Below are 26,299 nucleotides of genomic sequence, written 5' to 3'. Positions count from 1 at the left end.
TTCGTCTCGTTATAGCCAATGCAATTGATTCGCATCTTCGGAGGCGGATCAGCACCTATAAAGATTCGTGCGACACGGAGCGCTATCGATGTCCTCTCGCCTTACCCGCCAGACTGCTACCCCTTCCCGCGTATTGTCGCTGCTGACGGCCGCCATCCTCATGGCCGGCACTGCACCGCTGATGGCTGCCAGCGAACAACCGGCGCGCAACATGGGTGATTATTCGTTCTCGATCGGCCAGCAACCGCTGGTGTCGGCGCTCAATGCCTTCACCAGCGTCACCGGCTGGCAGGTCGGCTTGCCGGCAGAACTGGGTCAAGGCGTGTCGTCGCCGGGTGTGCGCGGTTCGCTGCCGCCGGAAAAAGCCCTGGAGCGCCTGTTGGTGGGGACCAACCTGAGCTTCCGCAAGCTGAGCAACAACAACGTGGTGCTGGAGAAGCGCAGCTCCAGCGGCGCACTCAATCTGGATCAGGTGACCATCAGCGCCACCCGCCAGGAACAGTCGGTCAATAGCGTTCCGGCCACCGTCACTGTGCAGACCCGCCAGGATCTCGACCGCAACAACGTCAACACCATCAAGGATCTGGTGCGCTACGAGCCGGGCGTATCCGTCGGCGGCGCCGGCCAGCGTGGCGGCATCAGCGGCTATAACATTCGCGGCATCGATGGCGACCGCATCCTGACGCAGGTTGACGGCGTCGAAGTACCGGACGGTTTCTTCAACGGCCCGTATGCCAAGACCCAGCGCAATTACGTCGACCCGGAAATCGTCAAACGCGTGGAAATCCTCCGTGGCCCGGCCTCGGTGCTGTACGGCAGCAACGCCATCGGCGGCGCCGTCAGTTACTACACCCTCGACCCGGACGACATCATCAAGCCCGGCAAAGACGTCGGCGCTCGCCTGAAAACCGGTTACAGTTCCGCCGATGAGAGCTGGCTGAAATCCGCCACCGTCGCCGGCCGCGCCGAGCAGTTCGACGGCTTGTTGCATTTCAGCCAGCGCGACGGTCACGAAACCGATTCCTACGGTAGCAACAACAGCACCGGCCTGACGCGCACCGCCGCCAACCCGGAAGACGTCAAAGCCACCAACGTCCTGGCGAAGATCGGCTGGAACTACAACGACGATTCGCGCCTGGGACTGACCTACGAGAAGTACAAGGACGATCGCGACACCGATCAGAAAAGCGCTTACGGCGGCCCGTACTTCAATGGCGCGCCGACCATCCCCAACAGCGTGCTGCCCGGCGGCATGTACCAGTGGCGTACCGGCAACGACACCATCACCCGTGAGCGTTTCGGCCTCGAGCACAGTTTCGCCCTCGACAGCCTGCTGGCCGATAACGTGAAGTGGAGCCTCAATCACCAGATCGCCAAGACCGATCAGAGCACCGAAGAGTTCTACTACCCGATGACCCGTAAAGTGCTGCGCACCCGCGACACGGTCTACGAGGAAAAACAGTGGGTATTCGACGCGCAACTGGACAAGGCCTTCGCCATCGGTGACACCGATCACGTGCTGACTTACGGCACCACGATCAAACAGCAGAAAGTCACCGGCTCGCGCAGCGGCGATGGCAAGTGCCTGGCAGTCGGCCGAGGCTGCACCGCCATCGGCGCCACCAGCGCGGCGGATGTGCTGAAAAAATCCAGCGACTTCCCGGACCCGACCATCAACACCTACAGCCTGTTTGCCCAGGATCAGATCAGCTGGAACAAGTGGACCTTCCTGCCGGGCCTGCGCTACGACCACACCCAGCTCAAGCCGCACATCACCCAGGAATTCCTCAACACCGTGGCCGCCGACGGCAACGGCACCGTCAGCGACGCGAACAAGAGCTGGCACAAAGTTTCGCCCAAATTCGGCCTGACCTACGCCCTGACCGATAACTACACCTGGTACGGCCAGTACGCCGAAGGTTTCCGCACGCCGACCGCGAAAGCGCTGTATGGACGCTTTGAAAACAGCACCACCGGCTACAACGTGGCGCCGAACCCGAACCTGGAACCGGAGAAAAGCAAAAGCTATGAAACCGGTCTGCGCGGCAACTTCGAGCAAGGCTCGTTCGACGTGGCGGTGTTCTATAACAAGTACCGCGATTTCATCAACGAAGACGCGGTCACTCCCGGCTACGACGAGCTGACCTTCCAGTCGAGCAACATCAAGCACGCGACCATCAAGGGTGCCGAAGTCAAAGGTCGTCTGAACCTCGATGCATTCGGCGCGCCGCAAGGCCTCTACACCCAAGGCTCGATTGCTTACGCCTATGGTCGCAACAACGACAACGGCGAGCCGCTCAACAGCGTCAATCCGCTGACCGGCGTATTCGGTCTGGGTTACGACCAGGACAACTACGGCGGCCTGCTGAGCTGGACCGTGGTGAAGAAGAAGGACCGCGTCGACGACAGCAACTTCAAGTCGCCGGATGGCGTCAGCAGCCAGTTCAAGACCCCGGGCTTCGGCATTCTCGATCTGGCCGGCTACTACAAAGTCACCGACGACGTCACCGTCAGCGGCGGCATCTACAACCTGACCGACAAGAAGTACTGGCTGTGGGATGACGTGCGCGGTTACGACAGCGTCGGCGAAGCCTCTGTAACGCAACCGGCCAACCTCGATCGCCTGACCCAGCCGGGCCGCAACTTCGCGATCAATCTGGTCTGGGACATCTGATCCGCACGGCCCTGCGACGCGCATTGATCAGCGCGTCGCGGGGCTTTTTTTACGGTTTGGCAGTTGCCCGTTCGTCTCGTTATCAAGCGCCTCTTTTATCAAGGACACCCCCATGACCACTTCGGAAAAAGCCCTGCGTTCACAACGCCTGAACCAGATCACCCACGAGCCGCACAGCAAGCTCGACGCCCTGGTCAAGGCCCACGCGCCGTTCGAAACCCGCGCCAACTTCGCGCGTTTCGTGGTCGCGCAATACCTGTTCCAGTCGGAACTGGTCGATCTCTATAACAACGCCGAACTGGCTGCCATCGTCCCGGATCTGCCGGCCCGTTGCCGCGCGGATGCGGCCAAGGCTGACCTGGCGGATCTCGACACCGACATCCCGGCACCGGTGGCCGGCGCTCTGAAAAACCCGAGCAAGGCCCGCGCCCTGGGCTGGATCTTTGTCTCCGAAGGTTCGAAGCTCGGTGCAGCGTTCCTGATCAAACGTGCGGTGGCGCTGGAGCTCAGCGAAACCTTCGGCGCCCGGCACCTGGGTGAACCGGAAGGCGGCCGTGCCGAAGGCTGGAAAAGCTTCGTGCGCACCCTCGATTCCCTGCAGTTCACCGCCGAAGAGGAAGCCGAAGTCGAGCAAGGCGCAATCGACGCGTTCAACCGCTTCACCGTGCTGCTGGAACAGGCTTACGCCACAGAAGCCGAACCGGCCTGATACACAGCAAATTCCCCTTGTAGGAGTGAGCCTGCTCGCGATGGCGGTGTATCAGTCGACATTAATGTTGAATGACCGGATGCCATCGCGAGCAGGCTCACTCCTACAGGGGAACGGTGTAAGCCTGTAAGATTCCCGTCCCGCTTCAGAAGCAACCGCTGAGCCCATGCCGCAACCCGCCACCTCAAAACTCGCCCGTCTGTTGTTCGGCCTGCTGGCCTATGTCAGCCTCGGCATTGGCCTGATCGCCATCGTCGTGCCCGGCCTGCCGACCACCGAGTTCATCCTGCTCGCCGCCTGGGCCGCGACTCGCAGCTCGCCGCGCCTGAGTGCCTGGCTGGAAAACCATCGGCTGTTCGGGCCGATCCTGAGCAACTGGCGCAACGGCAAGATCATCGCGCGCAAGGCCAAGGTCAGCGCCACCGTCAGCATGCTGCTGTGCGCGACGCTGATGCTGGTGATGCTCGATCACGGCTGGCCGGTGTATCTGGCGATTGCCGGGATGAGTCTGGGCAATCTGTGGATCTGGTCACGCCCGGAAACCATGCCCTCCTCCTGACTCACAGATCCCCCTGTGGCGAGGGAGCTTGCTCCCGCTGGAGTGCGAAGCGCTCCCCTGCATTTCTTCTGATTCACCGTGTTTACCGGGTTTGCGACGGCTTCGCCGCCGAGCGGGAGCAAGCTCCCTCGCCACAACAGCCTCATCACCTCCCCGGTGTTCATCAGGCTGAAACTTCCCTGTAATTAATCGCCTTTTCAGCACATTCCCCTGCGCAAACGTTTAGCGCTGACCGTTCGTCGGCAAGCGGCTCATGCCCTCTCGCTGCGCGCCGATGAGCAATGCATGGCGCTGAATGGATTTGGCGAACCGGGTAGTTCATCCCGTGGCCACCTGCTCATTCATTCACGAGATCGCCCCATGTTCGACTCTCTCTCCATTCGCCTGAAAATCGTCCTGCTCTCCGGCCTGTGCCTGCTGGGTGTGGTTGCGCTGATCGTCGGCATGAACATTTACCAGACCAACCAGAACGACGAACTGGTCAGCAACTCCAGCAACCAGTTGCTCACTGCCAGTGTGCAGAACCTGTTGCAGGCCAAAGCCGCTGAACAAGCAGTGCGGGTGCAGAAGACCTTTGGCGAAAGCCTGACGGTGATCACTGCGCTGGCCGATCAGATCAAGGACATGCGCGTGCTGGCCGCCAAGCATTCGCTGGACGCCGGGGCCCTGCGTGAAGAGTTGAACCTGAGCCTGAAAACCGCGTTCGAGCGCAACGACAAGGTGCTCGGCATCTGGCTCGCCTTCGAACCCAACGGCCTCGACGGCAAGGACAGCGAATTCGTCAACGACGCCGCGCGTCAATCCAACGAAGCCGGGCGTTTTGCGACCTACTGGAGCCGCGCTGCCGGCTCGGCGCTGAACACGATCATGGTCGAAGAAGACATGACCAAGACCACCCTCAGCGTCAGCGGCACCCCGTACAACAGCTGGTACACCTGCCCTCGCGACAACAAGCGTACTTGCCTGCTCGACCCGTATGCCGACACCGTGGGCGGCAAGGAAATGTTGATGACCACCATTTCCGTGCCGTTGATCGTCGACGGCAAGGCCATCGGCGTGGTCGGTGTCGACATCGCCCTCGATGCCCTGCAAGCGGCGGCGGTGGAGTCGCAGCGCAACCTGTTCAACAACGCCGGGCACATGCTGATCGTCTCCGGCAGCGGCGTGCTCGGCGCCGACAGTTCCGATGCGACCAGGGTCGGTAAAAAGATCAGCGATACCCTCGGCGCCGACGGCAAGGACCTGCTGCAACTGGTCAGCAGCGGCACGCCGAAGATTCTCGAACAGGGCGAGCTGATTCGTGCGGTGTACCCGGTCGACCCGATTGGAAATTCGCGGGCCTGGGGTGTGGTCATCGACCTGCCGAAACAGGTGCTGCTGGCCGACTCGGTGAAGCTGCAGGCAGTGCTCGACGATGCCCAGGAAACCGGTGTGCTCACCGCATTGGCGGTGGCTGCCGTTGCCGGTTTGATTGGCTTGCTATTGATTTGGCTGACCGCCTCCGGTGTCACTCGCCCGATCAACAATGTCGCCGAGATGCTGAAGAACATTGCCAGCGGTGAAGGCGATCTGACCCAGCGCCTGAACTACAGCAAGAAAGATGAACTGGGCGAACTGGTGAACTGGTTCAACCGCTTCCTCGACAAGCTGCAACCGACCATCGCCCAGATCAAACAGAGCATCACCGAAGCGCGTGGCACTGCTGATCAGTCCTCGGAAATCGCCCGCCAGACCAGCGAAGGCATGCAGGTGCAGTTCCGCGAAATCGATCAGGTCGCCACCGCGTCCAATGAAATGAGTGCCACCGCCCACGACGTCGCCAACAGCGCATCGAACGCGGCCAACGCCGCCAAGGGTGCCGATCAGTCGGCCAGGGACGGCATGTCGATCATCGAGCGCAGTACCCGCGACATCAATCAACTGGCCGATGAAGTCAGCAAAGCGGTAACCGAAGTTGAAGCCCTCGCAGTCAACAGCGAGCAGATCGGTTCGGTGCTGGAAGTGATCCGCAGCATCGCCGAACAGACCAACCTGCTAGCGCTCAACGCTGCCATCGAAGCGGCCCGCGCCGGGGAAAGCGGTCGTGGTTTTGCGGTGGTGGCCGACGAGGTGCGCAACCTCGCCAAGCGCACTCAGGATTCGGTGGAAGAAATCCGCATCGTCATCGAACGTATCCAGACCGGCACCCGTGGCGTGGTCGCGACCATGCATTCGAGCCAGACCCAGGCGCACAACAACGCCGGGCAGATCCGTCAGGCGGTGGACGCGCTGGGCAAGATCAGCGACGCGGTCACCGTGATCAGCGACATGAACCTGCAGATCGCCAGCGCCGCCGAACAGCAGAGCGCCGTGGCCGAAGAGGTCAACCGCAACGTCTCGGCGATTCGCACCGTGACTGAAACCCTGACCGAGCAGGCCACCGAGTCGGCGGCGATCAGCAGCCAGCTCAATGCGTTGGCGAGTCAGCAGATGAAGCTGATGGATCAGTTCCGCGTCTAGCAAACTGCAAAAATCCCTGTGGGAGCGAGCCTGCTCGCGAAGACGGCAGCACATTCAACATCAACGTGACTGATCCACCGCTTTCGCGAGCAGGCTCGCTCCCACAGGGGTAAGTGTTCACCTGCCGGAATTTCATCTGGCCCGAGATTTTTTTGCACTATCATCGCCCTCTCTCCCGGAGGGCCTTCGATGACTGATTTACTCACGTCCATTCAAGCCGCGCTCGGCTTGCCCCACACGCCGATTCCGTTCATCGCCACGGGCGCCCTGCCCTCGGCTTTTGCCGTCACCGACCTGGCCTGCGCCAGCATCGGCGCTGCCGGTCAGGCCGTCAGCGAACTGCTCCGGCAACAGACCGGGCACTTGCCCGCCGTGGAAGTCGATCGGCGTCTGGCGTCGTTCTGGTTTGCCACCTCGTTGCGGCCGATCGGCTGGGAAGTCCCGCCGCTGTGGGATCCGGTCGCTGGTGACTACGCAACCAAGGACGGCTGGATCCGCCTGCACACCAACGCCCCACATCACCGTGCTGCGGCTGAAAGCGTGCTCGGTACCTGCGCCGATCGCGCCGCGATGGCGACGAAAGTCGCGCAATGGCGCAGTGCCGATCTGGAGCAAGCGGTGGTCGAGGCCAAAGGCTGCGCCGCCGAAATGCGCAGCTGGGCGCAATGGCAGCAGCATCCGCAAGGGATGGCAGTGAATGCCGAGCCGCTGGTGCATTTCATCGATTCGCAGGATGAAAAGGCCAACGCGTGGCAAGGCTCGGTGGCGCAACCGCTGGCCGGGCTCAAGGTGCTCGACCTGACCCGCGTGCTCGCCGGTCCCACCGCCAGCCGTTTTCTCGCGGGCCTCGGTGCCAACGTGCTGCGCATCGATCCGCCGAGCTGGAACGAGCCGGGTGTCATTCCCGACATGACTCTTGGCAAACGCTGTGCGCGGCTGGACCTGCAGCAACCGGACGATCGTGCAGTGTTCGAAAACCTGTTGAAGGACGCCGACATCCTCATACATGGCTACCGTGCCGATGCCCTGGAACACCTCGGTTTCGGCGCCGAACGCCGCCGACAACTGGCGCCGGGGCTGATCGACGTCTGTCTCAATGCCTACGGCTGGAGCGGCCCGTGGCGCAACCGGCGGGGTTTCGACAGCCTGGTGCAAATGAGCAGCGGCATCGCCGAGGCCGGACAGCGCTGGAAACAGGCTAACAAGCCGACGCCGCTGCCGGTGCAGGCGCTGGATCACGCGACCGGGTATCTGATGGCGGCGAGTGCGATACGGCTTCTGACGCAGCGATTGAAGACGGGCCGCGGTGGTTCGGCGCGCTTGTCGCTGGCGCGTACCGCCCTGCTATTGATCGAACAGGAGCCGGGGTCGAGCGAAGCGTTGCGGGCTGAAGATGCGCAGGATCAAAACTCGCATCTGGAGCAGACCCCGTGGGGGCCGGCGCACCGCTTGCTGGCACCGATGACGATCAGCGGAACGCCGCTGCAGTGGGCGTTGCCGGCCACCGAACTGGGTTCACATCGCCCGTTGTGGTGAATTTGAAATCGCTATCGCGAGCAGGCTCACTCCCACATTTGAAATGCATTCCCCTGTGGGAGCGGGCTTGCTCGCGAAGAGGCCCGCACTGACACCACCGATGCACAATCAATCCACCTACAGCGACAACACCCCACTGTACAAACCATACGCTGCCAGCCCCGCGCCGATCAGCACACAGGCAAAAATACCTTTCTCGACAGGGGTGAACAGCGGCTCGCCCTGCTCATGCTTGGCCTTGGCGAACAGGACCACCCCCGGCGCATACAGCAGCGCCGACAGCAGCAGGTATTTCACCCCGCCGGCATACAACAACCACACCGCATAACACAGAGCAATCCCGCCAATCAGCAGATCCTTGGTACGTTCGGCCGAGGCATGTTCATAGGTTTCGCCACGTCCGCTGAGCAGCACCGCATACGCCGCCGACCACAGGTACGGCACCAGAATCATCGACGAGGCCAGATAAATCAGACTGGTGTACGTGCCCGCCGAGAACAGGGTGATCAGCAGGAAAATTTGAATCATCACGTTGGTCAGCCACAGCGCATTGACCGGCACATGGTTGGCGTTTTCCTTTTTCAGGAACGCCGGCATGGTCTTGTCCCGGGCCGTGGCGAAGAGGATTTCCGCGCAAAGCAGCGCCCATGACAGCAATGCGCCAAGCAGCGACACCGCCAGACCGAGGCTGATCAACAATGCGCCCCACGGCCCGACGATGTGCTCCAGCACCGCCGCCAGCGACGGGTTCTGCAAAGTCGCGAGTTCGGGCTGGCTCATGATCCCCAGCGACAGCACGTTGACCAGCACCAGCAGCGCCAGCACGCCGAGGAAGCCGATCACCGTGGCGCGCCCGACGTCGCTGCGTTTCTCCGCCCGCGCCGAATACACGCTGGCGCCCTCGATGCCGATGAACACGAACACCGTGACCAGCATCATGTTGCGCACCTGATCCATCACCCCGCCGAAGCTCGGGTTGCTGCGGCCCCAGATGTCGCGGGTGAAAATGTCGGCCTTGAACGCCACGGCGGCAATCACGATGAACATGATCAGCGGCACGATCTTGGCGACCGTGGTCACCTGATTGATGAACGCCGCCTCCTTGATCCCGCGCATCACCAGAAAATGCACCGCCCACAACAGCACCGATGCGCAGCCGATGGCGATTGGCGTGTTGCCTTGGCCGAACACCGGGAAGAAGTAACCGAGGGTGCTGAACAGCAGGACGAAATAACCGACGTTGCCCAGCCACGCGCTAATCCAGTAGCCCCAGGCGGACGAAAAACCCATGTAGTCGCCAAACCCGGCCTTGGCGTAGGCATAGACCCCCGAGTCCAGCTCGGGCTTGCGGTTGGCCAGGGTCTGGAACACGAACGCCAGGGTCAGCATGCCGATGGCGGTGATCCCCCAGCCGATCAGGATTGCCCCGGCATCGGCGCGGGCCGCCATGTTCTGCGGCAGGGAAAAAATCCCCCCGCCAATCATCGAACCCACCACCAGGGCGATCAACGCACCCAGTCGCAGCTTTTGCGTCGGTTGCGACATTCTTGTCTCCCTTCATTCATTTGTAACAACTATTAACTAAACGCCTGATACCAGACGACGTTTATCAGGTAATACCGAGAAACACTCGTTTATATATAGCGACTGACGCTAACGCCTAGCACGCTAAGACAGTTTTGTGCGCGAATCCTAATAAATCAATTCTGTACTGAAAACAGATGCTGAAAATTTGCCAAAAGCTGAAAAACAACTAGCGTGATAACTCTAAAGTAATAAGACCAATTCCCAACCACATCAGGCAAAAGCCTCTAGGACGGGCTTTTCAGGCGATAGCGTTATGCCTCCAGTTGTTTCATAAGTCATTCATTAACAATGGAATGTGGCCATGCACTGATCTATGTCAGCTGATTGAACAGACAACAGATCTACGCTGTGAACTCTTCTCTCCTGCAATGGAGTCATGCAATGTCTGAAGCTCCCGGAAAACTACGACTAGGTGCACTGGTTGCCTTGGTAGTCGGCTCAATGATTGGTGGCGGGATATTCTCTTTGCCACAAAACATGGCCGCCAGCGCCGACGTCGGCGCGGTACTGATTGGCTGGGCCATCACCGCTGTCGGCATGCTCACCCTCGCTTTTGTCTTTCAAACCCTCGCCAATCGCAAGCCTGACCTGGACGGCGGTGTCTACGCCTACGCCAAGGCCGGATTTGGCGACTACATGGGTTTCTCGTCCGCCTGGGGTTACTGGATCAGTGCCTGGCTGGGCAACGTTGGCTACTTTGTTCTGTTGTTCAGCACCCTCGGGTATTTCTTTCCGGTTTTCGGTGAAGGCAACACGGTGGCGGCGGTGATCGGCGCCTCGGTGCTGCTCTGGGCCGTGCACTTTCTGGTACTGCGCGGGATCAAGGAAGCGGCGTTCATCAACCTGGTGACCACCGTCGCCAAGGTCGTGCCATTGCTGCTGTTCGTGCTGATCGCGATCTTCGCCTTCAAACTGGACATCTTCACCGCCGACATCTGGGGTGTGAAAAACCCGGATCTGGGCAGCGTGATGAACCAGGTGCGCAACATGATGCTGGTTACCGTGTGGGTGTTCATCGGCATCGAGGGCGCGAGCATCTTCTCGGCGCGGGCGGAAAAACGCTCCGACGTCGGCAAGGCTACCGTCATCGGTTTCATCACCGTGCTGCTGTTCCTGGTGCTGGTCAACGTGCTGTCGCTGGGCATCATGACCCAGCCGGAACTGGCCAAACTGCAGAACCCGTCGATGGCCGCCGTGCTTGAGCACGTGGTCGGTCATTGGGGCGCGGTGCTGATCAGCGTCGGCCTGATCATCTCGCTGCTGGGCGCGCTGCTGTCGTGGGTGCTGCTGTGTGCGGAGATCATGTTCGCCGCCGCCAAAGACCACACCATGCCAGAGTTCCTGCGCAAGGAAAACGCCAACCACGTACCGGTCAACGCCCTGTGGCTGACCAACGCGATGGTCCAGCTGTTCCTGATCATCACCCTGTTTTCGGCCAGCACTTACCTGTCGCTGATCTACCTCGCCACTTCGATGATTCTGGTGCCGTACCTGTGGTCGGCGGCCTATGCCCTGCTGCTGGCGGTGCGCGGCGAAAGCTACGAGGGCTTCGCGGCCGAACGACGCAAGGATCTGATTATCGGCGGCATCGCGCTGATCTACGCGGTGTGGCTGCTGTATGCCGGCGGGGTCAAGTATCTGCTGCTCTCGGCCCTGCTCTACGCACCCGGCGCGATCCTGTTCGCCAAGGCCAAGCTGGAACTCAACCAACCGATTTTCACTAACGTCGAGAAGCTGATTTTCGCCGCAGTGGTTGTGGGTGCCCTGGTGGCTGCCTACGGTCTCTACGACGGCTTCCTGACCTTGTAACCCTTGATTTGTAATCTGGAGGATCACTGCAATGACCACGGAAAAAGTTAAGTACGGCGTCCACTCCGAAGCCGGCAAACTGCGCAAAGTCATGGTTTGCTCCCCAGGTCTGGCCCACCAGCGCCTGACCCCGAACAACTGCGATGAACTGCTGTTCGACGACGTGCTCTGGGTCGCCCAGGCCAAGCGCGACCACTTCGACTTCGTGACCAAGATGCGTGAACGCGGGATCGACGTGCTGGAAATGCACAACCTGCTGACCGACATCGTCGCCATCCCTGAAGCGCTGGACTGGATTCTCGAGCGCAAGGTCACCGCCGACTCGGTGGGCCTGGGCCTGATCAGCGAAGTGAAATCCTGGCTGAAGAGCCTTGAGCCGCGACACATCGCCGAATACCTGATCGGTGGCGTGTCCGCCGACGATCTGCCGGACAGCTTCGGTGGCAAGACCATCCAGATGTTCCGCGACTTCCTCGGCCACTCCAGCTTTATCCTGCCGCCGCTGCCGAACACCCAGTTCACCCGCGATACCACCTGCTGGATCTACGGTGGCGTGACGCTGAACCCGATGTACTGGCCGGCGCGACGTCAGGAAACCCTGCTGACCACCGCCATCTACAAATTCCACCCGCAGTTCACCAACGCCGATTTCGAGATCTGGTACGGCGACCCGGACAAGGACCATGGCAGCTCGACCCTTGAGGGCGGCGACGTGATGCCGATCGGCAACGGCGTGGTGTTGATCGGTATGGGCGAACGCTCATCCCGTCAGGCCATCGGCCAACTGGCGCTGAACCTGTTCAAGAACAAAGCCGTGGAAAAAGTCATCGTCGCCGGCCTGCCGAAGTCCCGCGCCGCGATGCACCTGGACACCGTGTTCAGCTTCTGCGATCGCGACCTGGTGACGATTTTCCCGGAAGTGGTCAACCAGATCGTCGCTTTCACCCTGCGTCCTGACGAAAGCAAACAGGGTGGCATCGACATCCGCCGCGAAGAAGGCAGCTTCCTCGACACTGTCGCCGCTGCGCTAAACCTGCCGAAGCTGCGCGTGGTGGAAACCGGCGGCAACAGCTTCGCCGCCGAACGCGAGCAATGGGACGACGGCAACAACGTGGTGGCCGTGGAACCGGGCGTGGTCATCGGCTACGACCGCAACACCTACACCAACACCCTGCTGCGCAAGGCGGGCGTGGAGGTCATCACCATCAGCGCTGGCGAACTCGGTCGTGGTCGCGGCGGCGGCCACTGCATGACCTGCCCGATCATCCGCGACCCAATCGATTACTAAACCTCTGAGCCTTGGCCGCGACTTACAAAGCGCGGCCAGGGGGATAACCGACACCGAAGGAGATCCATCATGGCTTTTAACATCCACAACCGTAACCTGCTCAGCCTGGAACACCACACCCCACGTGAGCTGCGTTACCTGCTCGACCTGTCCCGCGATCTGAAACGCGCCAAGTACACCGGCACCGAGCAGCAACACCTCAAGGGCAACAACATCGCCCTGATCTTCGAAAAAACCTCGACCCGCACCCGTTGCGCGTTCGAAGTGGCGGCCTACGACCAAGGCGCCAACGTCACCTACATCGACCCGAACTCGTCGCAGATCGGCCACAAGGAAAGCATGAAAGACACGGCCCGCGTGCTGGGTCGCATGTACGACGCCATCGAATACCGTGGTTTCAAACAGGAAATCGTCGAAGAGCTGGCGAAGTTCGCCGGGGTGCCGGTGTTCAACGGCCTGACCGACGAATATCACCCGACGCAAATGATCGCCGACGTGCTGACCATGCGTGAACACGCCGACAAGCCGATCCACGAAATCAGCTACGCCTACCTCGGCGACGCGCGCAACAACATGGGCAACTCGCTGCTGCTGGTCGGCGCCAAGCTCGGCATGGACGTGCGCATCTGCGCGCCGAAAGCCCTGTGGCCGCACGACGATCTGGTCGATCGCTGCAAGAAATACGCGGAAGAATCCGGCGCCCGCATCACCCTGACCGAAGACCCGAAAGCCGCAGTCAAAGGCGTCGATTTCATCCACACCGACGTCTGGGTGTCGATGGGCGAGCCGGTTGAAGCCTGGGCCGAACGTATCCAGCAACTGCTGCCGTACCAGGTCAACAAAGAGCTGATGAAAGCCACCGGCAACCCGCGCACCAAGTTCATGCACTGCCTGCCGGCGTTTCACAACAGCGATACCAAGGTCGGCAAACAGATCGCCGAACAGTATCCGCACCTGGCCAACGGCATCGAAGTGACCGACGACGTGTTCGAGTCGCCCGCCTGCATCGCCTTCGAGCAAGCGGAAAACCGCATGCACACGATCAAGGCGATCCTGGTCTCGACCCTGGCTGATCTGTAAACCAATACAGCTCTCACTGACACGACACGGTCACTGTGGGAGCTGGCTTGCCAGCGATAGCGGTGTGTCAGCCAGCGACAATGTTGCCTGATCCACCGCCATCGCGGGCAAGCCCGGCTCCCACAGGGACCGCATTCGTCCTGCGAGCTTTCACTGTTTTCCAGAAGGACATGCACCATGCGTATCGTCGTAGCTCTGGGCGGTAACGCCCTGCTCCGCCGTGGCGAACCGATGACCGCTGACAACCAGCGCGCCAACATCCGCATCGCCACCGAGCAAATCGCCAAGATCCATCCCGGCAACCAACTGGTCATCGCCCACGGCAATGGCCCGCAAGTCGGCCTGCTGTCGCTGCAAGCGGCGGCCTATACCTCCGTCACCCCTTACCCGCTGGACGTGCTCGGCGCCGAAACCGAAGGCATGATCGGCTACATCATCGAACAGGAACTGGGCAACCTGCTGGACTTCGAAGTGCCGTTCGCCACCCTGCTGACCCAGGTTGAAGTGGACGCCAAGGACCCGGCCTTCCAGAATCCGACCAAACCGATCGGCCCGGTCTACGACAAAGCCGAAGCGGAAAAACTCGCCGCCGAGAAAGGTTGGGCCATCGCTCCGGACGGCGACAAGTTCCGTCGTGTGGTGGCCAGTCCACGGCCGAAACGCATCTTCGAGATCCGTCCGATCAAGTGGCTGCTGGACAAGGGCAGCATCGTGATTTGTGCGGGTGGCGGCGGGATTCCGACCATGTACGACGAGCACCGCAACCTCAAGGGCATCGAGGCGGTGATCGACAAGGATCTGTGCTCGTCGCTGCTCGCCGAGCAACTGGAAGCTGACTTGCTGGTGATCGCCACCGACGTCAACGCGGCGTTCATCGACTACGGCAAGCCGTCGCAGAAAGCCATCGCCGAAGCCCACCCGGATGAACTGGAACGCCTCGGTTTCGCCGCTGGCTCCATGGGACCGAAGGTGCAGGCAGCCTGCGAATTCGCGCGCCATACTGGCAAGGTCGCGGTGATCGGTTCGCTCGCGGACATCGAAGCGATCGTCCAGGGCACTGCCGGCACACGCGTCAGCACGGCGAAGCCGGGCATCAGCTATCGATAATTAGAAACTCAAGGGCAGGCCCAGGGGGCTGCCCTTCTCCCATGCCTTGAAAGGAGAAACCCATGGCCATATTCGAACCGGGTCATTTGCACATCGAGCGGCACGCGTTGACCAAGGACGATGTCGATTACGACCTGTGCCTCGACTACCAAGTGTTCACCGATCCCAAAGAAGGCAAAGGGATGCAGTTCACCCTGCACGGCAATATCCAGGGCAAGGACATGAAGGAAACCTTCTTCCTGCCCAAGGACCAGGCCTACAACTTCGCCAGCAACGTGACCAAGATTGCCGAAAAGTACGGCATTCCCAAAACTCACAGCAGCATCGGCTCGCAGCACAAACATTACGACCTGATGTTCGAGGATGTGCGGGTGCAGTTGAATATGAAGTCCGGGGATCCGGTCAAACCGGAACACCTCGAATAACCCGAACCCAGCACATTCCTCCTGTGGGAGCGGGCTTGCTCGCGAAGGCGCCAGGTCAGTCACCATTTATGCTGTCTGACCTGGCGCCTTCGCGAGCAAGCCCGCTCCCACAAGGTATCAGTGTAGCGCTGACAATCGTTGCAGATTTCACCATTGCCCCGCCCCAAGGCATACTTGCCCCCCTCCGCATTCCAGAACACTGAACCGCCCCCATGCGTATCCACGTCAGCTTCATCGACCGCGTCGGCATCACCCAGGAAGTCCTGGCTATCCTCGGTGGGCGCAATCTCAATCTGGATGCGGTGGAGATGATTCCGCCCAACGTCTACATCGATGCACCGACCTTGAGCCCGCAAGTGCTCGAAGAGCTCAAAGATGCGTTGTTCCGGGTGCGCGGCGTGGAGGCCGTGGTGGTGGTCGATATCCTCCCCGGCCAGCGGCGGCATCTGCAGCTTGATGCACTGCTCGCGGCGATGACCGATCCGGTACTGGCCCTCGATAGCGCCGGCAAGGTGCTGCTGGCCAACCCGGCACTGATCGCCCTGTACGGGCGTGAACCGGCGGGGGAAAGTGTCTCTGAGCTGTTCAACGATCCCGGTCTGCTGGAAACCCTGCTCGAACAAGGCTTCCGCCTGCCGCTGCGGGAGATCACCGTCAATGGCCAGACCCTGCTGCTCGACGCCACACCGATCACCGACGCCGGCGCCTTGCTCACGCTGTATCAACCGAACCGCATCGGTGAACAACTCTCGGCATTGCACCATGACCACGCCGAAGGCTTCGATGCGCTGCTCGGCGAATCCCCGGCGATCCGCACGCTGAAGGCCCGCGCGCAACGAGTCGCAGCCCTCGACGCACCGCTGCTGATTCAAGGCGAAACCGGCACCGGTAAAGAACTGGTGGCCCGCGCTTGCCACGCGATCAGTGCGCGGCACAGTGCGCCGTTTCTCGCGCTGAACTGCGCGGCGCTGCCGGAAAACCTCGCCGAGAGCGAACTGTTCGGCTACGCCCCCGGCGCCTTCACCGGCGCGCAACGTGGCGGCAAACCAGGGCTGATGGAACTGGCCAACCAGGGCACGGTATTTCTCGACGAGATCGGCGAGATGTCGCCCTACTTGCAGGCCAAGTTATTGCGCTTTCTGAATGACGGCAGCTTCCGTCGGGTCGGCGGTGATCGCGAAGTGAAGGTCAACGTGCGGATCCTCAGCGCGACCCACCGCGACCTGGAAAAAATGGTCAGCGAAGGTCTGTTCCGCGAAGACCTGTTCTACCGCCTCAACGTGCTCAACGTCGAAGTGCCGCCGCTGCGTGAGCGAGGTCAGGACATTCTGCTGCTGGCGCGTTACTTCATGCAGCAGGCCTGTGCGCAGATTCAGCGTCCGGTCTGCCGCCTCGCCCCCGGCACCTATCCTGCGCTGCTCGGTAACCGCTGGCCGGGCAACGTGCGCCAGTTGCAGAACGTGATCTTCCGCGCGGCGGCGATCTGCGAAAGCAGTCTGGTCGATATCGGTGATCTCGACATCGCCGGCACCTCGGTGGCGCGGCAGACCGACAGCGACGTCGACAGCCTCGAACAGGCCGTCGAGTCCTTCGAAAAATCGCTGCTGGAAAAACTCTACGTCAGCTACCCCTCGACCCGCCAACTGGCCAGCCGCCTGCAGACCTCGCACACGGCGATTGCCCATCGATTGCGCAAATACGGCATTCCGGGCAAGTCTTAAACTCACCGTAAATTCTCCTGTGGGAGCTGGCTTGCCAGCGATGACGTCGGCACATGCACCAATGGTGGTGACTGATCCACCGCTATCGCTGGCAAGCCAGCTCCCACAGAGTTATGTGGTGGATTCGAAATCTGTTCAAAACCGACCTCCATCTGTACTGAAAGCGCTACAGCGGAACGATATCGCTACACCCTCCTCCGATCACCGCTGCGCAAGGCTTTGATCCGCTTCAGCTTTTCTCCCCGCCCCAAGCTGTAGCGATTTCGCTACAGAAGCCCCACACCCATCACAACCAGAAACACATAACCATTTGATTTATATACATAAATACAATCTGGCCGCGTTCTTGCTAAGTAACCGCTCATAAAACCAGGGCTTTCCCGCCCAAGCCTTCCACCGCGTCCACCAGACGAGTCTGGCCCCTTAGGAGTTTCCATGAGCGAGTTGCGTTTTACTGAAGATCACGAATGGCTGCGCACCGAAGCTGACGGCAGCGTTACTGTCGGCATCACCGCTTTCGCGCAGAACGCTTTGGGCGACGTGGTGTTCGTGCAACTGCCTGAGCTGCAGGCTTACGAAAAAGGCGCTGAAGCCGCCACCGTGGAATCGGTGAAAGCCGCCAGCGGCGTGTACATGCCGCTCGATGGTGAAGTTGTGGAAGTCAACCCGGCACTGGACGGCAGCCCGGAACTGGTCAACGAAGATCCGCTGGGCGAAGGCTGGTTCTTCCGCTTTCAGCCAAGTGACGCCGCCGCTGTCGGCAAACTGCTCGATCAAGACGCCTACGACCGCCTGATCAAAGCTCAAGCCGAAGCCTGAGGAGTAACGACATGACCCAAGTAAACCTCGGCACTGCCAACGAATTCATCGCCCGTCACATCGGCCCGCGCGCCGGTGACGAGCAAGCCATGCTCAACAGCCTCGGCTTCGACTCGCTCGAAGCGCTGAGCGCCAGCGTCATCCCGGAAAGCATCAAGGGCACCAGCGTGCTCGGCCTGGACGACGGCCTGAGCGAAGCCGACGCACTGGCGATGATCAAATCCATCGCCGGCAAAAACCAACTGTTCAAGACCTACATCGGCCAGGGCTACTACAACTGCCACACGCCGTCGCCGATCCTGCGCAACCTGTTGGAAAACCCGGCCTGGTACACCGCTTACACCCCGTACCAGCCGGAAATTTCCCAGGGTCGCCTCGAAGCGCTGCTGAACTTCCAGACCCTGATCAGCGACCTCACCGGCCTGCCGATCGCCAACGCCTCGCTGCTCGACGAAGCCACCGCCGCTGCCGAAGCCATGACCTTCTGCAAACGCCTGAGCAAAAACAAGGGCAGCCACCAGTTCTTCGCCTCGATCCACAGCCACCCGCAAACGCTCGACGTGCTGCGCACCCGTGCCGAGCCGCTGGGCATCGACGTGGTGGTTGGCGATGAGCGTGAACTGAGCGACGTCACGCCGTTTTTCGGCGCGCTGCTGCAATACCCGGCGAGCAACGGTGATGTGTTCGACTACCGCGAACTGACCGAGCGCTTCCACGCCGCCAACGCGCTGGTCGCCGTGGCCGCTGATCTGCTGGCCCTGACGCTGCTGACCGCTCCGGGCGAGTTCGGCGCCGACGTCGCTATCGGTTCCGCGCAACGCTTCGGCGTGCCGCTGGGCTTCGGTGGCCCGCACGCGGCCTATTTCTCTACCAAGGATGCGTTCAAGCGCGACATGCCGGGCCGTCTGGTCGGAGTGTCGGTTGACCGCTTCGGCAAACCGGCCCTGCGTCTGGCGATGCAGACCCGCGAGCAACACATCCGCCGCGAGAAGGCCACCTCGAACATCTGCACCGCGCAGGTGCTGTTGGCCAACATCGCCAGCATGTACGCCGTGTATCACGGCCCGAAAGGCCTGACCCAGATCGCCAACCGCGTGCATCACCTGACCGCGATTCTGGCCAAGGGCCTGAGCGCACTGGGCCAGACCGTCGAGCAGACAAGCTTCTTCGACACCCTGACCGTAGCCACCGGCGCACACACCGCCACGCTGCACGACAAGGCACACGCCGCGCAGATCAACCTGCGAGTCATCGATGCCCAGCGTCTGGGCCTGTCGGTGGACGAAACCACCACTCAGGCTGACATCGAAACCCTGTGGGGCCTGTTCGCCGACGGCAAGGCCCTGCCGGACTTCGCTGCGCTGGCCGCGTCGGTGCAAAGCACCATCCCGGCGGCGCTGGTACGTCAGTCGCCAATCCTCAGCCACCCGGTGTTCAACCGTTATCACTCGGAAACCGAGCTGATGCGCTACCTGCGCAAACTGGCGGACAAGGACCTGGCACTGGATCGCACCATGATCCCGTTGGGCTCGTGCACCATGAAACTCAACGCCGCGAGCGAAATGATCCCGGTGACCTGGGCCGAATTCGGCGCCCTGCACCCGTTCGCCCCGGCCGCACAAAGCGCCGGTTATCAGCAATTGACCGACGAACTGGAAGCGATGCTCTGCGCCGCCACCGGTTACGACGCGATCTCGCTGCAACCGAACGCCGGTTCGCAAGGTGAGTACGCAGGCCTGCTGGCGATTCGCGCTTACCACCAGAGCCGTGGCGACGAGCGCCGCGACATCTGCCTGATCCCGTCGTCGGCCCACGGCACCAACCCGGCCACCGCCAACATGGCCGGCATGCGCGTGGTGGTGACCGCGTGCGATGCGCGTGGCAACGTCGATATCGAAGACCTGCGCGCCAAAGCCATCGAGCACCGCGAACACCTCGCGGCGCTGATGATCACCTACCCGTCGACCCACGGCGTGTTCGAAGAAGGCATCCGCGAAATCTGCGGAATCATTCACGACAACGGCGGCCAGGTGTACATCGACGGCGCCAACATGAACGCGATGGTCGGCCTCTGCGCGCCAGGCAAGTTCGGCGGCGACGTGTCGCACCTGAACCTGCACAAAACCTTCTGTATTCCGCACGGCGGTGGCGGCCCGGGCGTCGGCCCGATTGGCGTCAAGTCGCACCTGACCCCGTTCCTGCCGGGTCACGGCCAGATGGCACGCAAGGAAGGCGCGGTCTGCGCAGCACCGTTCGGCAGCGCAAGCATTCTGCCGATCACCTGGATGTACATTCGCATGATGGGCGGCGCCGGTCTCAAGCGGGCTTCGCAACTGGCGATCCTCAATGCCAACTATATTTCCCGTCGCCTCGAAGAGCACTATCCAGTGCTGTACACCGGCAGCAACGGGCTGGTGGCGCACGAATGCATCCTCGACCTGCGGCCGCTGAAAGACAGCAGCGGCATCAGCGTCGATGACGTCGCCAAGCGTCTGATCGACTTCGGCTTCCACGCCCCGACCATGTCGTTCCCGGTCGCCGGCACGCTGATGATCGAGCCGACCGAAAGTGAATCCAAGGAAGAACTGGACCGCTTCTGCGACGCCATGATCCGCATCCGCGAAGAAATCCGCGCAGTGGAAAACGGCACGCTGGACAAGGACGACAACCCGCTGAAGAACGCCCCGCACACTGCTGCGGAACTGGTCGGCGAGTGGACCCACCCGTACAGCCGCGAGCAGGCGGTATACCCGGTGGCGTCGTTGGTCGAAGGCAAATACTGGCCGCCGGTCGGTCGCGTCGACAACGTGTTCGGCGACCGCAACCTGGTCTGCGCCTGCCCGTCGATCGAAAGCTACGCTTAAACGATGGAGGGGCAGGTTTATCTGCCCCTTTCTCCAGAACACCACAAATCCCTGTGGGAGCTGGCTTGCCAGCGATGAGGGTGGATCAGTCTCCATCTCTGTTGCCTGACACATCGCCATCGCTGGCAAGCCAGCTCCCACAAGGAACGCATCAAGCCTGATATTGCGCCAATTCCTATAACAAGAAACCGGAGAACCACTCATGTCGTTAAGCGTGTTCGACCTGTTCAAGATTGGCATCGGCCCTTCCAGCTCCCACACCGTCGGCCCGATGCGTGCCGCTGCGCGCTTCGCCGAAGGCCTGCGCCGCGATGACCTGTTGTTGGCCACCAGCACCGTCAAAGTCGAGCTGTACGGCTCGCTCGGCGCCACCGGCAAGGGGCACGGCAGCGACAAAGCCGTGCTGCTTGGCCTTGAAGGTGAACACCCGGACACCGTCGATACCGAAACCGTCGCCGCACGCCTGCAGGAGATTCGCGGCAATGGCCGGCTGAATCTGCTCGGAGAACACAGCATTGCGTTCAATGAGAAAGAACACCTGGCGATGATCCGCAAACCGTTGGCCTACCACCCCAACGGCATGATTTTTCGTGCCTTCGATGCTGCCGGTATTCAGATCCGCAGCCGCGAGTACTACTCGGTCGGTGGTGGTTTCGTCGTTGATGAAGATGCGGCCGGTGCCGACCGCATCGTCGAAGACGCCACCCCGCTGACCTTCCCGTTCAAAAGTGCCAAGGACTTGCTCGGCCATTGCGCCACCTACGGTCTGTCGATCAGCCAGGTGATGCTGACCAATGAAAGTGCCTGGCGCCCTGAAGCGGAAACCCGCGCTGGTCTGCTGAAAATCTGGCAAGTGATGCAGGACTGCGTTGCCGCTGGCTGTCGCAACGAAGGCATTCTGCCGGGCGGGCTGAAGGTCAAACGCCGGGCGGCGGCGCTGCATCGGCAATTGTGCAAGAACCCGGAATCGGCGCTGCGCGATCCGCTGTCGGTGCTCGACTGGGTCAACCTGTACGCCCTGGCGGTCAACGAAGAAAACGCCAACGGCGGCCGCGTGGTCACCGCGCCCACCAACGGTGCGGCGGGGATTATTCCGGCGGTGCTGCATTACTACATGCGCTTTATCCCGGGTGCGAACGATGACGGCGTGGTGCGCTTTCTGCTGACCGCCGCCGCGATCGGCATTCTGTATAAGGAAAACGCCTCGATCTCCGGCGCCGAAGTCGGCTGTCAGGGTGAGGTCGGCGTGGCCTGCTCGATGGCCGCTGGCGCGTTGTGTGAAGTGCTCGGCGGCAGCGTGCAGCAAGTCGAGAACGCGGCGGAAATCGGCATGGAACACAACCTCGGCCTGACCTGCGATCCGATTGGCGGGCTGGTGCAGGTGCCGTGCATCGAGCGCAACGCCATGGGCTCGGTGAAAGCGATCAACGCGGTGCGCATGGCCATGCGCGGTGACGGGCAACACTTCGTCTCCCTCGACAAGGTCATCCGCACCATGCGCCAGACCGGCGCCGACATGAAAAGCAAATACAAAGAGACCGCCCGTGGCGGTCTCGCGGTCAACATTATCGAATGCTGATTTATGTCCTCGCCCTTGGGGAGAGGACCGCACTTAGCCCCCTCTCCCTCCGGGAGAGGGCTGGGGTGAGGGGCTTTTGATCTTAATCTAAATCTAGCCCCATGCCCCCAAACTCAAACTTTCAAGGAGCCACGCATGTCCACCGAACAACTGTCGAAAACCCCGCTGCACGCTCTGCATATCGAACTCGGCGCCCGCATGGTGCCGTTCGCCGGCTACGACATGCCGGTGCAATACCCGCTGGGCGTGATGAAAGAACACCAGCACACCCGTGAGCAGGCCGGGCTGTTCGATGTCTCGCACATGGGCCAGATCCGCCTGACCGGCGCCAATGCCGCCAAGGCTCTGGAAACCCTGGTGCCGGTGGATATCATCGACCTGCCGGTGGGCATGCAGCGCTACGCAATGTTCACCAACGACAACGGCGGCATCCTCGACGACCTGATGGTCGCCAACCTCGGAAACGACGAGCTGTTCCTGGTGGTCAACGCGGCGTGCAAGGATCAGGACCTGGCGCATCTGCAAAAACACATTGGCGATCAGTGCACCATTACCGAGCTGTTCGAAGCGCGCGCGCTGCTGGCGTTGCAAGGCCCGGCTGCGGTCACCGTGCTGGCGCGCCTGGCCCCTGAAGTCGCAAAAATGACTTTCATGCAGTTCAACCGCGTGCAACTGCTGGGCGTGGATTGCTTCGTCAGCCGTTCGGGCTACACCGGTGAAGACGGTTTCGAAATCTCGGTGCCGGCCGCCGATGCAGAAAAACTCGCCCGCGCCCTGCTGGCCGAACCGGAAGTTCAGGCCATCGGCCTCGGCGCCCGCGACTCGCTGCGCCTGGAAGCCGGCCTGTGCCTGTACGGGCACGACATGAACACCGAGACCACGCCGATCGAAGCCAGCCTGTTGTGGGCAATCTCCAAGCCACGCCGTGCCGATGGCGCGCGGGCCGGTGGTTTCCCGGGGGCAGAGACAGTTTTTGCTCAGCAGCAGAATGGCGTCGCGCGCAAACGCGTCGGTCTGCTGCCACAGGAACGTACGCCGGTGCGTGAAGGCGCAGAAATCGTCAACGACGCGGGCGAAATCATCGGCAGCGTGTGCAGCGGCGGCTTCGGTCCGACCTTGGGCGGGCCGTTGGCAATGGGTTACCTCGACAGCGCTTATGTCACCCTGGATACGCCAGTCTGGGCCATCGTTCGTGGGAAAAAGGTGCAAATGCTTGTAAGCAAAATGCCATTTGTTCCACAACGCTACTATCGTGGTTGATTGACTGTTTCTATAAGTAACGCGATTGCGTTATGCGTGCACTAATGTGTAACGCAATCGCCACAAAAAAGTGCATTTTCTAACATCTGATTCGATTATGAACTTTACTTATAACGTTCGAAAACTTTTGAACAAGCTAATCGTCTAAGCCGCACTAGCAGACTGACTAACTGCCAGCAGGGACAGTAAAACCGGGGCCTTCGCGGGGCTTGTTTTTTCTCCCGTAGTTGGCGTAGAGTTTGTCCACTGTGTTTGCATGGGTCAGCTTGGAATCGTGACCTGGGCAGTAGCCTACAAGTTAGCTACATCCCGCTCGACGTCTTCTTACTCTCCTGCAACCAGCCCCAGTACTCTTTCATGAGAAAGAGGCTGTCATCAATTTATGCGTCAAAGGAAATAAGAAATGTCCCAACGTCAGAGCGGTACCGTCAAGTGGTTTAACGACGAGAAAGGTTTTGGTTTTATCACTCCAGAAAGCGGTCCGGATCTGTTCGTGCATTTCCGCGCTATTCAGGGCAACGGCTTCAAGAGCCTGAAAGAAGGCCAGAAAGTGACCTTCGTTGCTGTGCAAGGCCAGAAAGGCATGCAGGCTGATGAAGTACAAGCAGAAGGTTAATCTTCTGTAACGAAAAAGCCCCTGATATTGATATCAGGGGCTTTTTTGTGCGCGCGAATCCGTAAAATGGCGCTTCATTTTGCGTCCAGAGGCTGCCATGTCGAAGAACCTGCTCACTCCCCAGGGCGACTTTCCTGCTGTTGGCCTCGGCCGGCGCCTGGCCGCGATGTTCTATGACTTCCTGTTGTGCACTGCCCTGCTGATCGTCACCGGATTCGTCTACAAGTTGATCCAGGCAGCGATCATCGGTGAAGAACGCCTGCGTGTGCTGACCGACGCCGGAAAAATGGATGGCGATCCGCTGTATTCCACAGTGTTGCTGTTGGTGCTGTTTGCGTTCTTCGCCAAGTTCTGGACCCACGGCGGGCAGACACTGGGCATGCAGGTATGGGGCATCCGCGTACAGAACGCCGATGGCAGCGCGATCAGCCTGTGGCAGGCGCTGCTGCGCTTCATGGTATCGATCGCTTCGTGGCTGTGCGCAGGGCTTGGATTCTTCTGGTCGCTGTACGACAAGCAGAAGCGCACCTGGCACGACATCTACTCCGATACCCGCGTGGTGCGGATTCCGAAGAAGAGCAAATAACTTCCTGACACCAGATACCAATGTGGGAGCGGGCTTGCTCGCGAAGGCGGTGTATCAGTCACCTTTTGCATCGACTGATACACCGCCTTCGCGAGCAAGCCCGCTCCCACAGTTTTTTGTCTGGCAGAAAGAGCTTAGGCGTTACCCGCCAGCTTCATCCGCGCCGCCTGGGTGAAATCCAGCATGCGCTTCAACGGACGGATCGCCTGCGGAATCAGCGCCGGATCGACAAAGATCTCGTTCGTCCCTTCCTTCAGGCTCTTGAGCGTGCGCTCAAGGGTGTTCATGGCCATCCACGGGCAATGTGCGCAACTGCGGCACGCGGCGCCGTTACCGGCGGTTGGCGCCTCGATGAAGACCTTGTCCGGGCACAGCTGCTGCATCTTGTAGAAGATGCCACGGTCGGTGGCGACGATCAGGGTCTTGTTCGGGAGGCTTTGCGCAGCAGCGATCAACTGACTGGTGGAACCGACGGCGTCTGCCAGTTCGATCACCGAGGTCGGCGACTCCGGATGCACCAGAATCGCGGCGTCCGGATACAGCGCCTTCATGTCTTCGAGCTGCTTGGACTTGAACTCTTCGTGGACGATGCAGGCACCGTCCCACAGCAGCATGTCAGCGCCGGTCTTGCGCTGGATGTAAGTGCCCAGGTGCTTGTCCGGGCCCCAGATGATGGTCTCGCCGTTGTCCATCAGGCTTTCGACGATCTCCAGTGCGCAGCTCGACGTTACCACCCAGTCAGCCCGGGCTTTGACCGCGGCCGAGGTGTTGGCGTACACCACCACCGTGCGCTCCGGGTGCTGATCGCAGAATGCCGAGAACTCGTCCACCGGGCAACCGAGGTCCAGCGAGCAGGTCGCGTCCAGGGTCGGCATCAGCACGCGTTTTTCCGGGTTGAGGATCTTCGCGGTCTCGCCCATGAACTTTACGCCGGCGACCACCACGGTCTTGGCCGGGTGAGCGTTGCCGAAGCGCGCCATTTCGAGGGAGTCGGACACACAGCCGCCGGTTTCTTCGGCCAGGGCCTGAATCACCGGATCGCAATAGAAGTGGGCCACCAGCACCGCGTCCTGAGCCTTGAGCTCGGCGGCGATGGCGGAACGGTAGTAGGCCTCTTCCTCGGCAGTCAGCGGTTTGGGCTGTTTGGCATCGAGGTGGGCTTGAACCAGAAGGCGTTCGGAAATCTGCGTCATGTTCGCAAGACCTGCAGGCGCTTTCGCGCGAAAGTCGAGTATACACCCGGCTCCGGACCACTTGAGGGTACCGCCGGGAGAGTGAGTATTATCAGGCACGGACAGCGTTGAAGCTGCGCAAGGCTACAGAATATCCCGTTGATACAAAAGATGATTCTGACCTGTGTCAGCGCAGGCAACGATCAAGGGAGAGGTGCCTGAATCGCAGGCAAAAAAAAACCCGGAAATCCTCACTTTCGTGGGCCTTCCGGATTTTCTAAACCGCCAAATATGGTGGGTCGTGTGGGATTCGAACCTACGACCAATTGGTTAAAAGCCAACTGCTCTACCAACTGAGCTAACGACCCGCTGTGTGGTGGCGCGTATAATACTGATTTTTAAGGACTAT

At 60.8% G+C, this 26,299-nt stretch carries 19 protein-coding genes, 1 tRNA gene and 1 pseudogene; 18 read left to right on the top strand and 3 right to left on the bottom strand.

Annotation, left to right across the window (positions count from 1 at the left end; all coding sequences use genetic code 11):
* The first annotated feature begins 88 nt into the window (after nt 1-88).
* The 6 genes and pseudogenes from HDC30_RS17030 (at nt 89) to HDC30_RS17010 (ending at nt 7,977) form a co-directional block, all read left to right on the top strand.
* A complete protein-coding gene (locus HDC30_RS17030) occupies nt 89-2,674 on the top strand; it encodes a TonB-dependent receptor (protein ID WP_183784109.1) in 2,586 nt (861 codons plus the stop codon).
* Between the two features lie 112 nt (nt 2,675-2,786).
* Nucleotides 2,787-3,383, top strand: coding sequence for a biliverdin-producing heme oxygenase (locus HDC30_RS17025; RefSeq protein WP_183784107.1), 597 nt, complete (start codon nt 2,787-2,789; stop codon nt 3,381-3,383).
* A gap of 166 nt (nt 3,384-3,549) precedes the next feature.
* Nucleotides 3,550-3,942, top strand: coding sequence for a YbaN family protein (locus HDC30_RS17020; protein ID WP_183784105.1), 393 nt, complete (start codon nt 3,550-3,552; stop codon nt 3,940-3,942).
* 285 nt (nt 3,943-4,227) lie between these two features.
* Nucleotides 4,228-5,535, top strand: a pseudogene (locus tag HDC30_RS29590) (cache domain-containing protein); the annotation flags it as partial.
* A 150-nt stretch (nt 5,536-5,685) separates the two neighbouring features.
* Entirely contained in the window at nt 5,686-6,441 is a 756-nt protein-coding gene (locus HDC30_RS29585; protein WP_371260381.1) for a methyl-accepting chemotaxis protein, read from the top strand.
* Between the two features lie 189 nt (nt 6,442-6,630).
* Nucleotides 6,631-7,977: a CoA transferase gene (locus HDC30_RS17010; protein ID WP_183784101.1), complete on the top strand. Its 1,347-nt coding sequence runs from the start codon at nt 6,631-6,633 to the stop codon at nt 7,975-7,977.
* A 117-nt stretch (nt 7,978-8,094) separates the two neighbouring features.
* Here the strand turns inward: HDC30_RS17010 and arcD (HDC30_RS17005) are convergent, their stop codons facing one another.
* The gene (arcD, locus tag HDC30_RS17005; RefSeq protein ID WP_027612550.1) at nt 8,095-9,522 is read right to left on the bottom strand and encodes an arginine-ornithine antiporter; all 1,428 of its coding nucleotides are present in this window, start codon (nt 9,520-9,522) and stop codon (nt 8,095-8,097) included.
* A gap of 423 nt (nt 9,523-9,945) precedes the next feature.
* Here arcD (HDC30_RS17005) and arcD (HDC30_RS17000) point away from each other — a divergent pair, with 423 nt between their 5' ends.
* The 12 genes from arcD (HDC30_RS17000) (at nt 9,946) to HDC30_RS16945 (ending at nt 24,718) form a co-directional block, all read left to right on the top strand.
* Nucleotides 9,946-11,373, top strand: a complete 1,428-nt coding sequence (gene arcD, locus HDC30_RS17000; protein ID WP_183784099.1) for an arginine-ornithine antiporter — start codon at nt 9,946-9,948, stop codon at nt 11,371-11,373.
* Between the two features lie 31 nt (nt 11,374-11,404).
* Entirely contained in the window at nt 11,405-12,661 is a 1,257-nt protein-coding gene (gene arcA, locus HDC30_RS16995; protein WP_027612548.1) for an arginine deiminase, read from the top strand.
* A 69-nt stretch (nt 12,662-12,730) separates the two neighbouring features.
* Nucleotides 12,731-13,741 (top strand): ornithine carbamoyltransferase, encoded by a 1,011-nt coding sequence (locus HDC30_RS16990; RefSeq protein ID WP_003227481.1) that lies wholly within the window; start codon nt 12,731-12,733, stop codon nt 13,739-13,741.
* A gap of 177 nt (nt 13,742-13,918) precedes the next feature.
* A complete protein-coding gene (gene arcC, locus HDC30_RS16985) occupies nt 13,919-14,848 on the top strand; it encodes a carbamate kinase (protein ID WP_096795079.1) in 930 nt (309 codons plus the stop codon).
* Nucleotides 14,849-14,910: 62 nt separating this feature from the next.
* On the top strand, nt 14,911-15,273 hold the full coding sequence (locus HDC30_RS16980; RefSeq protein WP_027612545.1) for a DUF5064 family protein: 363 nt from the start codon (nt 14,911-14,913) through the stop codon (nt 15,271-15,273).
* Between the two features lie 212 nt (nt 15,274-15,485).
* Nucleotides 15,486-16,994 carry a sigma-54-dependent transcriptional regulator gene (locus HDC30_RS16975; protein WP_096795080.1) on the top strand — a complete coding sequence of 503 codons (1,509 nt, stop codon included), beginning with the start codon at nt 15,486-15,488 and terminating at the stop codon, nt 16,992-16,994.
* Nucleotides 16,995-17,429: 435 nt separating this feature from the next.
* A complete protein-coding gene (gene gcvH, locus HDC30_RS16970; RefSeq protein ID WP_027612543.1) occupies nt 17,430-17,813 on the top strand; it encodes a glycine cleavage system protein GcvH in 384 nt (127 codons plus the stop codon).
* Between the two features lie 11 nt (nt 17,814-17,824).
* Complete coding sequence (gene gcvP, locus HDC30_RS16965; protein WP_409347914.1) at nt 17,825-20,677, top strand: aminomethyl-transferring glycine dehydrogenase; 2,853 nt, start codon at nt 17,825-17,827, stop codon at nt 20,675-20,677.
* A 202-nt stretch (nt 20,678-20,879) separates the two neighbouring features.
* Nucleotides 20,880-22,256 carry an L-serine ammonia-lyase gene (locus tag HDC30_RS16960; RefSeq protein ID WP_183784097.1) on the top strand — a complete coding sequence of 459 codons (1,377 nt, stop codon included), beginning with the start codon at nt 20,880-20,882 and terminating at the stop codon, nt 22,254-22,256.
* Between the two features lie 135 nt (nt 22,257-22,391).
* The gene (gcvT, locus tag HDC30_RS16955; RefSeq protein ID WP_096795084.1) at nt 22,392-23,516 is read left to right on the top strand and encodes a glycine cleavage system aminomethyltransferase GcvT; all 1,125 of its coding nucleotides are present in this window, start codon (nt 22,392-22,394) and stop codon (nt 23,514-23,516) included.
* Between the two features lie 403 nt (nt 23,517-23,919).
* Nucleotides 23,920-24,132 carry a cold-shock protein gene (locus HDC30_RS16950; protein ID WP_007934683.1) on the top strand — a complete coding sequence of 71 codons (213 nt, stop codon included), beginning with the start codon at nt 23,920-23,922 and terminating at the stop codon, nt 24,130-24,132.
* Between the two features lie 97 nt (nt 24,133-24,229).
* Nucleotides 24,230-24,718 carry an RDD family protein gene (locus HDC30_RS16945; protein WP_098965267.1) on the top strand — a complete coding sequence of 163 codons (489 nt, stop codon included), beginning with the start codon at nt 24,230-24,232 and terminating at the stop codon, nt 24,716-24,718.
* Nucleotides 24,719-24,852: 134 nt separating this feature from the next.
* On the opposite strand, the gene nadA is transcribed toward HDC30_RS16945, so the two are convergent.
* Nucleotides 24,853-25,911 (bottom strand): quinolinate synthase NadA, encoded by a 1,059-nt coding sequence (gene nadA / locus HDC30_RS16940; RefSeq protein WP_003227499.1) that lies wholly within the window; start codon nt 25,909-25,911, stop codon nt 24,853-24,855.
* Between the two features lie 271 nt (nt 25,912-26,182).
* A tRNA-Lys gene (locus tag HDC30_RS16935) sits at nt 26,183-26,258 on the bottom strand.
* Nucleotides 26,259-26,299 lie beyond the last annotated feature (41 nt).

The organism is Pseudomonas sp. JAI115, from assembly GCF_014200835.1.
Taxonomy (GTDB): Bacteria; Pseudomonadota; Gammaproteobacteria; order Pseudomonadales; family Pseudomonadaceae; genus Aquipseudomonas; species Aquipseudomonas putida_A.
The sequence above is the reverse complement of the archived record's forward strand: the minus strand, read 5'-3'. Positions and strand labels throughout refer to the sequence as shown.

Bases quoted from the DNA above. Each gene is read 5' to 3' on its own strand.
- gcvP (WP_409347914.1), top strand. From the start codon at position 17,825: ATGACCCAAGTAAACCTCGGCACTGCCAACGAATTCATCGCCCGTCAC.
- HDC30_RS17020 (WP_183784105.1), top strand. From the start codon at position 3,550: ATGCCGCAACCCGCCACCTCAAAACTCGCCCGTCTGTTGTTCGGCCTG.
- arcC (WP_096795079.1), top strand. From the start codon at position 13,919: ATGCGTATCGTCGTAGCTCTGGGCGGTAACGCCCTGCTCCGCCGTGGC.
- HDC30_RS16980 (WP_027612545.1), top strand. From the start codon at position 14,911: ATGGCCATATTCGAACCGGGTCATTTGCACATCGAGCGGCACGCGTTG.
- nadA (WP_003227499.1), bottom strand. From the start codon at position 25,911: ATGACGCAGATTTCCGAACGCCTTCTGGTTCAAGCCCACCTCGATGCC.
- HDC30_RS16990 (WP_003227481.1), top strand. From the start codon at position 12,731: ATGGCTTTTAACATCCACAACCGTAACCTGCTCAGCCTGGAACACCAC.
- arcD (WP_027612550.1), bottom strand. From the start codon at position 9,522: ATGTCGCAACCGACGCAAAAGCTGCGACTGGGTGCGTTGATCGCCCTG.
- gcvT (WP_096795084.1), top strand. From the start codon at position 22,392: ATGTCCACCGAACAACTGTCGAAAACCCCGCTGCACGCTCTGCATATC.
- HDC30_RS29585 (WP_371260381.1), top strand. From the start codon at position 5,686: ATGCAGGTGCAGTTCCGCGAAATCGATCAGGTCGCCACCGCGTCCAAT.
- gcvH (WP_027612543.1), top strand. From the start codon at position 17,430: ATGAGCGAGTTGCGTTTTACTGAAGATCACGAATGGCTGCGCACCGAA.
- HDC30_RS17030 (WP_183784109.1), top strand. From the start codon at position 89: ATGTCCTCTCGCCTTACCCGCCAGACTGCTACCCCTTCCCGCGTATTG.
- arcD (WP_183784099.1), top strand. From the start codon at position 9,946: ATGTCTGAAGCTCCCGGAAAACTACGACTAGGTGCACTGGTTGCCTTG.
- HDC30_RS16960 (WP_183784097.1), top strand. From the start codon at position 20,880: ATGTCGTTAAGCGTGTTCGACCTGTTCAAGATTGGCATCGGCCCTTCC.
- HDC30_RS17010 (WP_183784101.1), top strand. From the start codon at position 6,631: ATGACTGATTTACTCACGTCCATTCAAGCCGCGCTCGGCTTGCCCCAC.
- HDC30_RS16975 (WP_096795080.1), top strand. From the start codon at position 15,486: ATGCGTATCCACGTCAGCTTCATCGACCGCGTCGGCATCACCCAGGAA.
- HDC30_RS16945 (WP_098965267.1), top strand. From the start codon at position 24,230: ATGTCGAAGAACCTGCTCACTCCCCAGGGCGACTTTCCTGCTGTTGGC.
- HDC30_RS16950 (WP_007934683.1), top strand. From the start codon at position 23,920: ATGTCCCAACGTCAGAGCGGTACCGTCAAGTGGTTTAACGACGAGAAA.
- arcA (WP_027612548.1), top strand. From the start codon at position 11,405: ATGACCACGGAAAAAGTTAAGTACGGCGTCCACTCCGAAGCCGGCAAA.
- HDC30_RS17025 (WP_183784107.1), top strand. From the start codon at position 2,787: ATGACCACTTCGGAAAAAGCCCTGCGTTCACAACGCCTGAACCAGATC.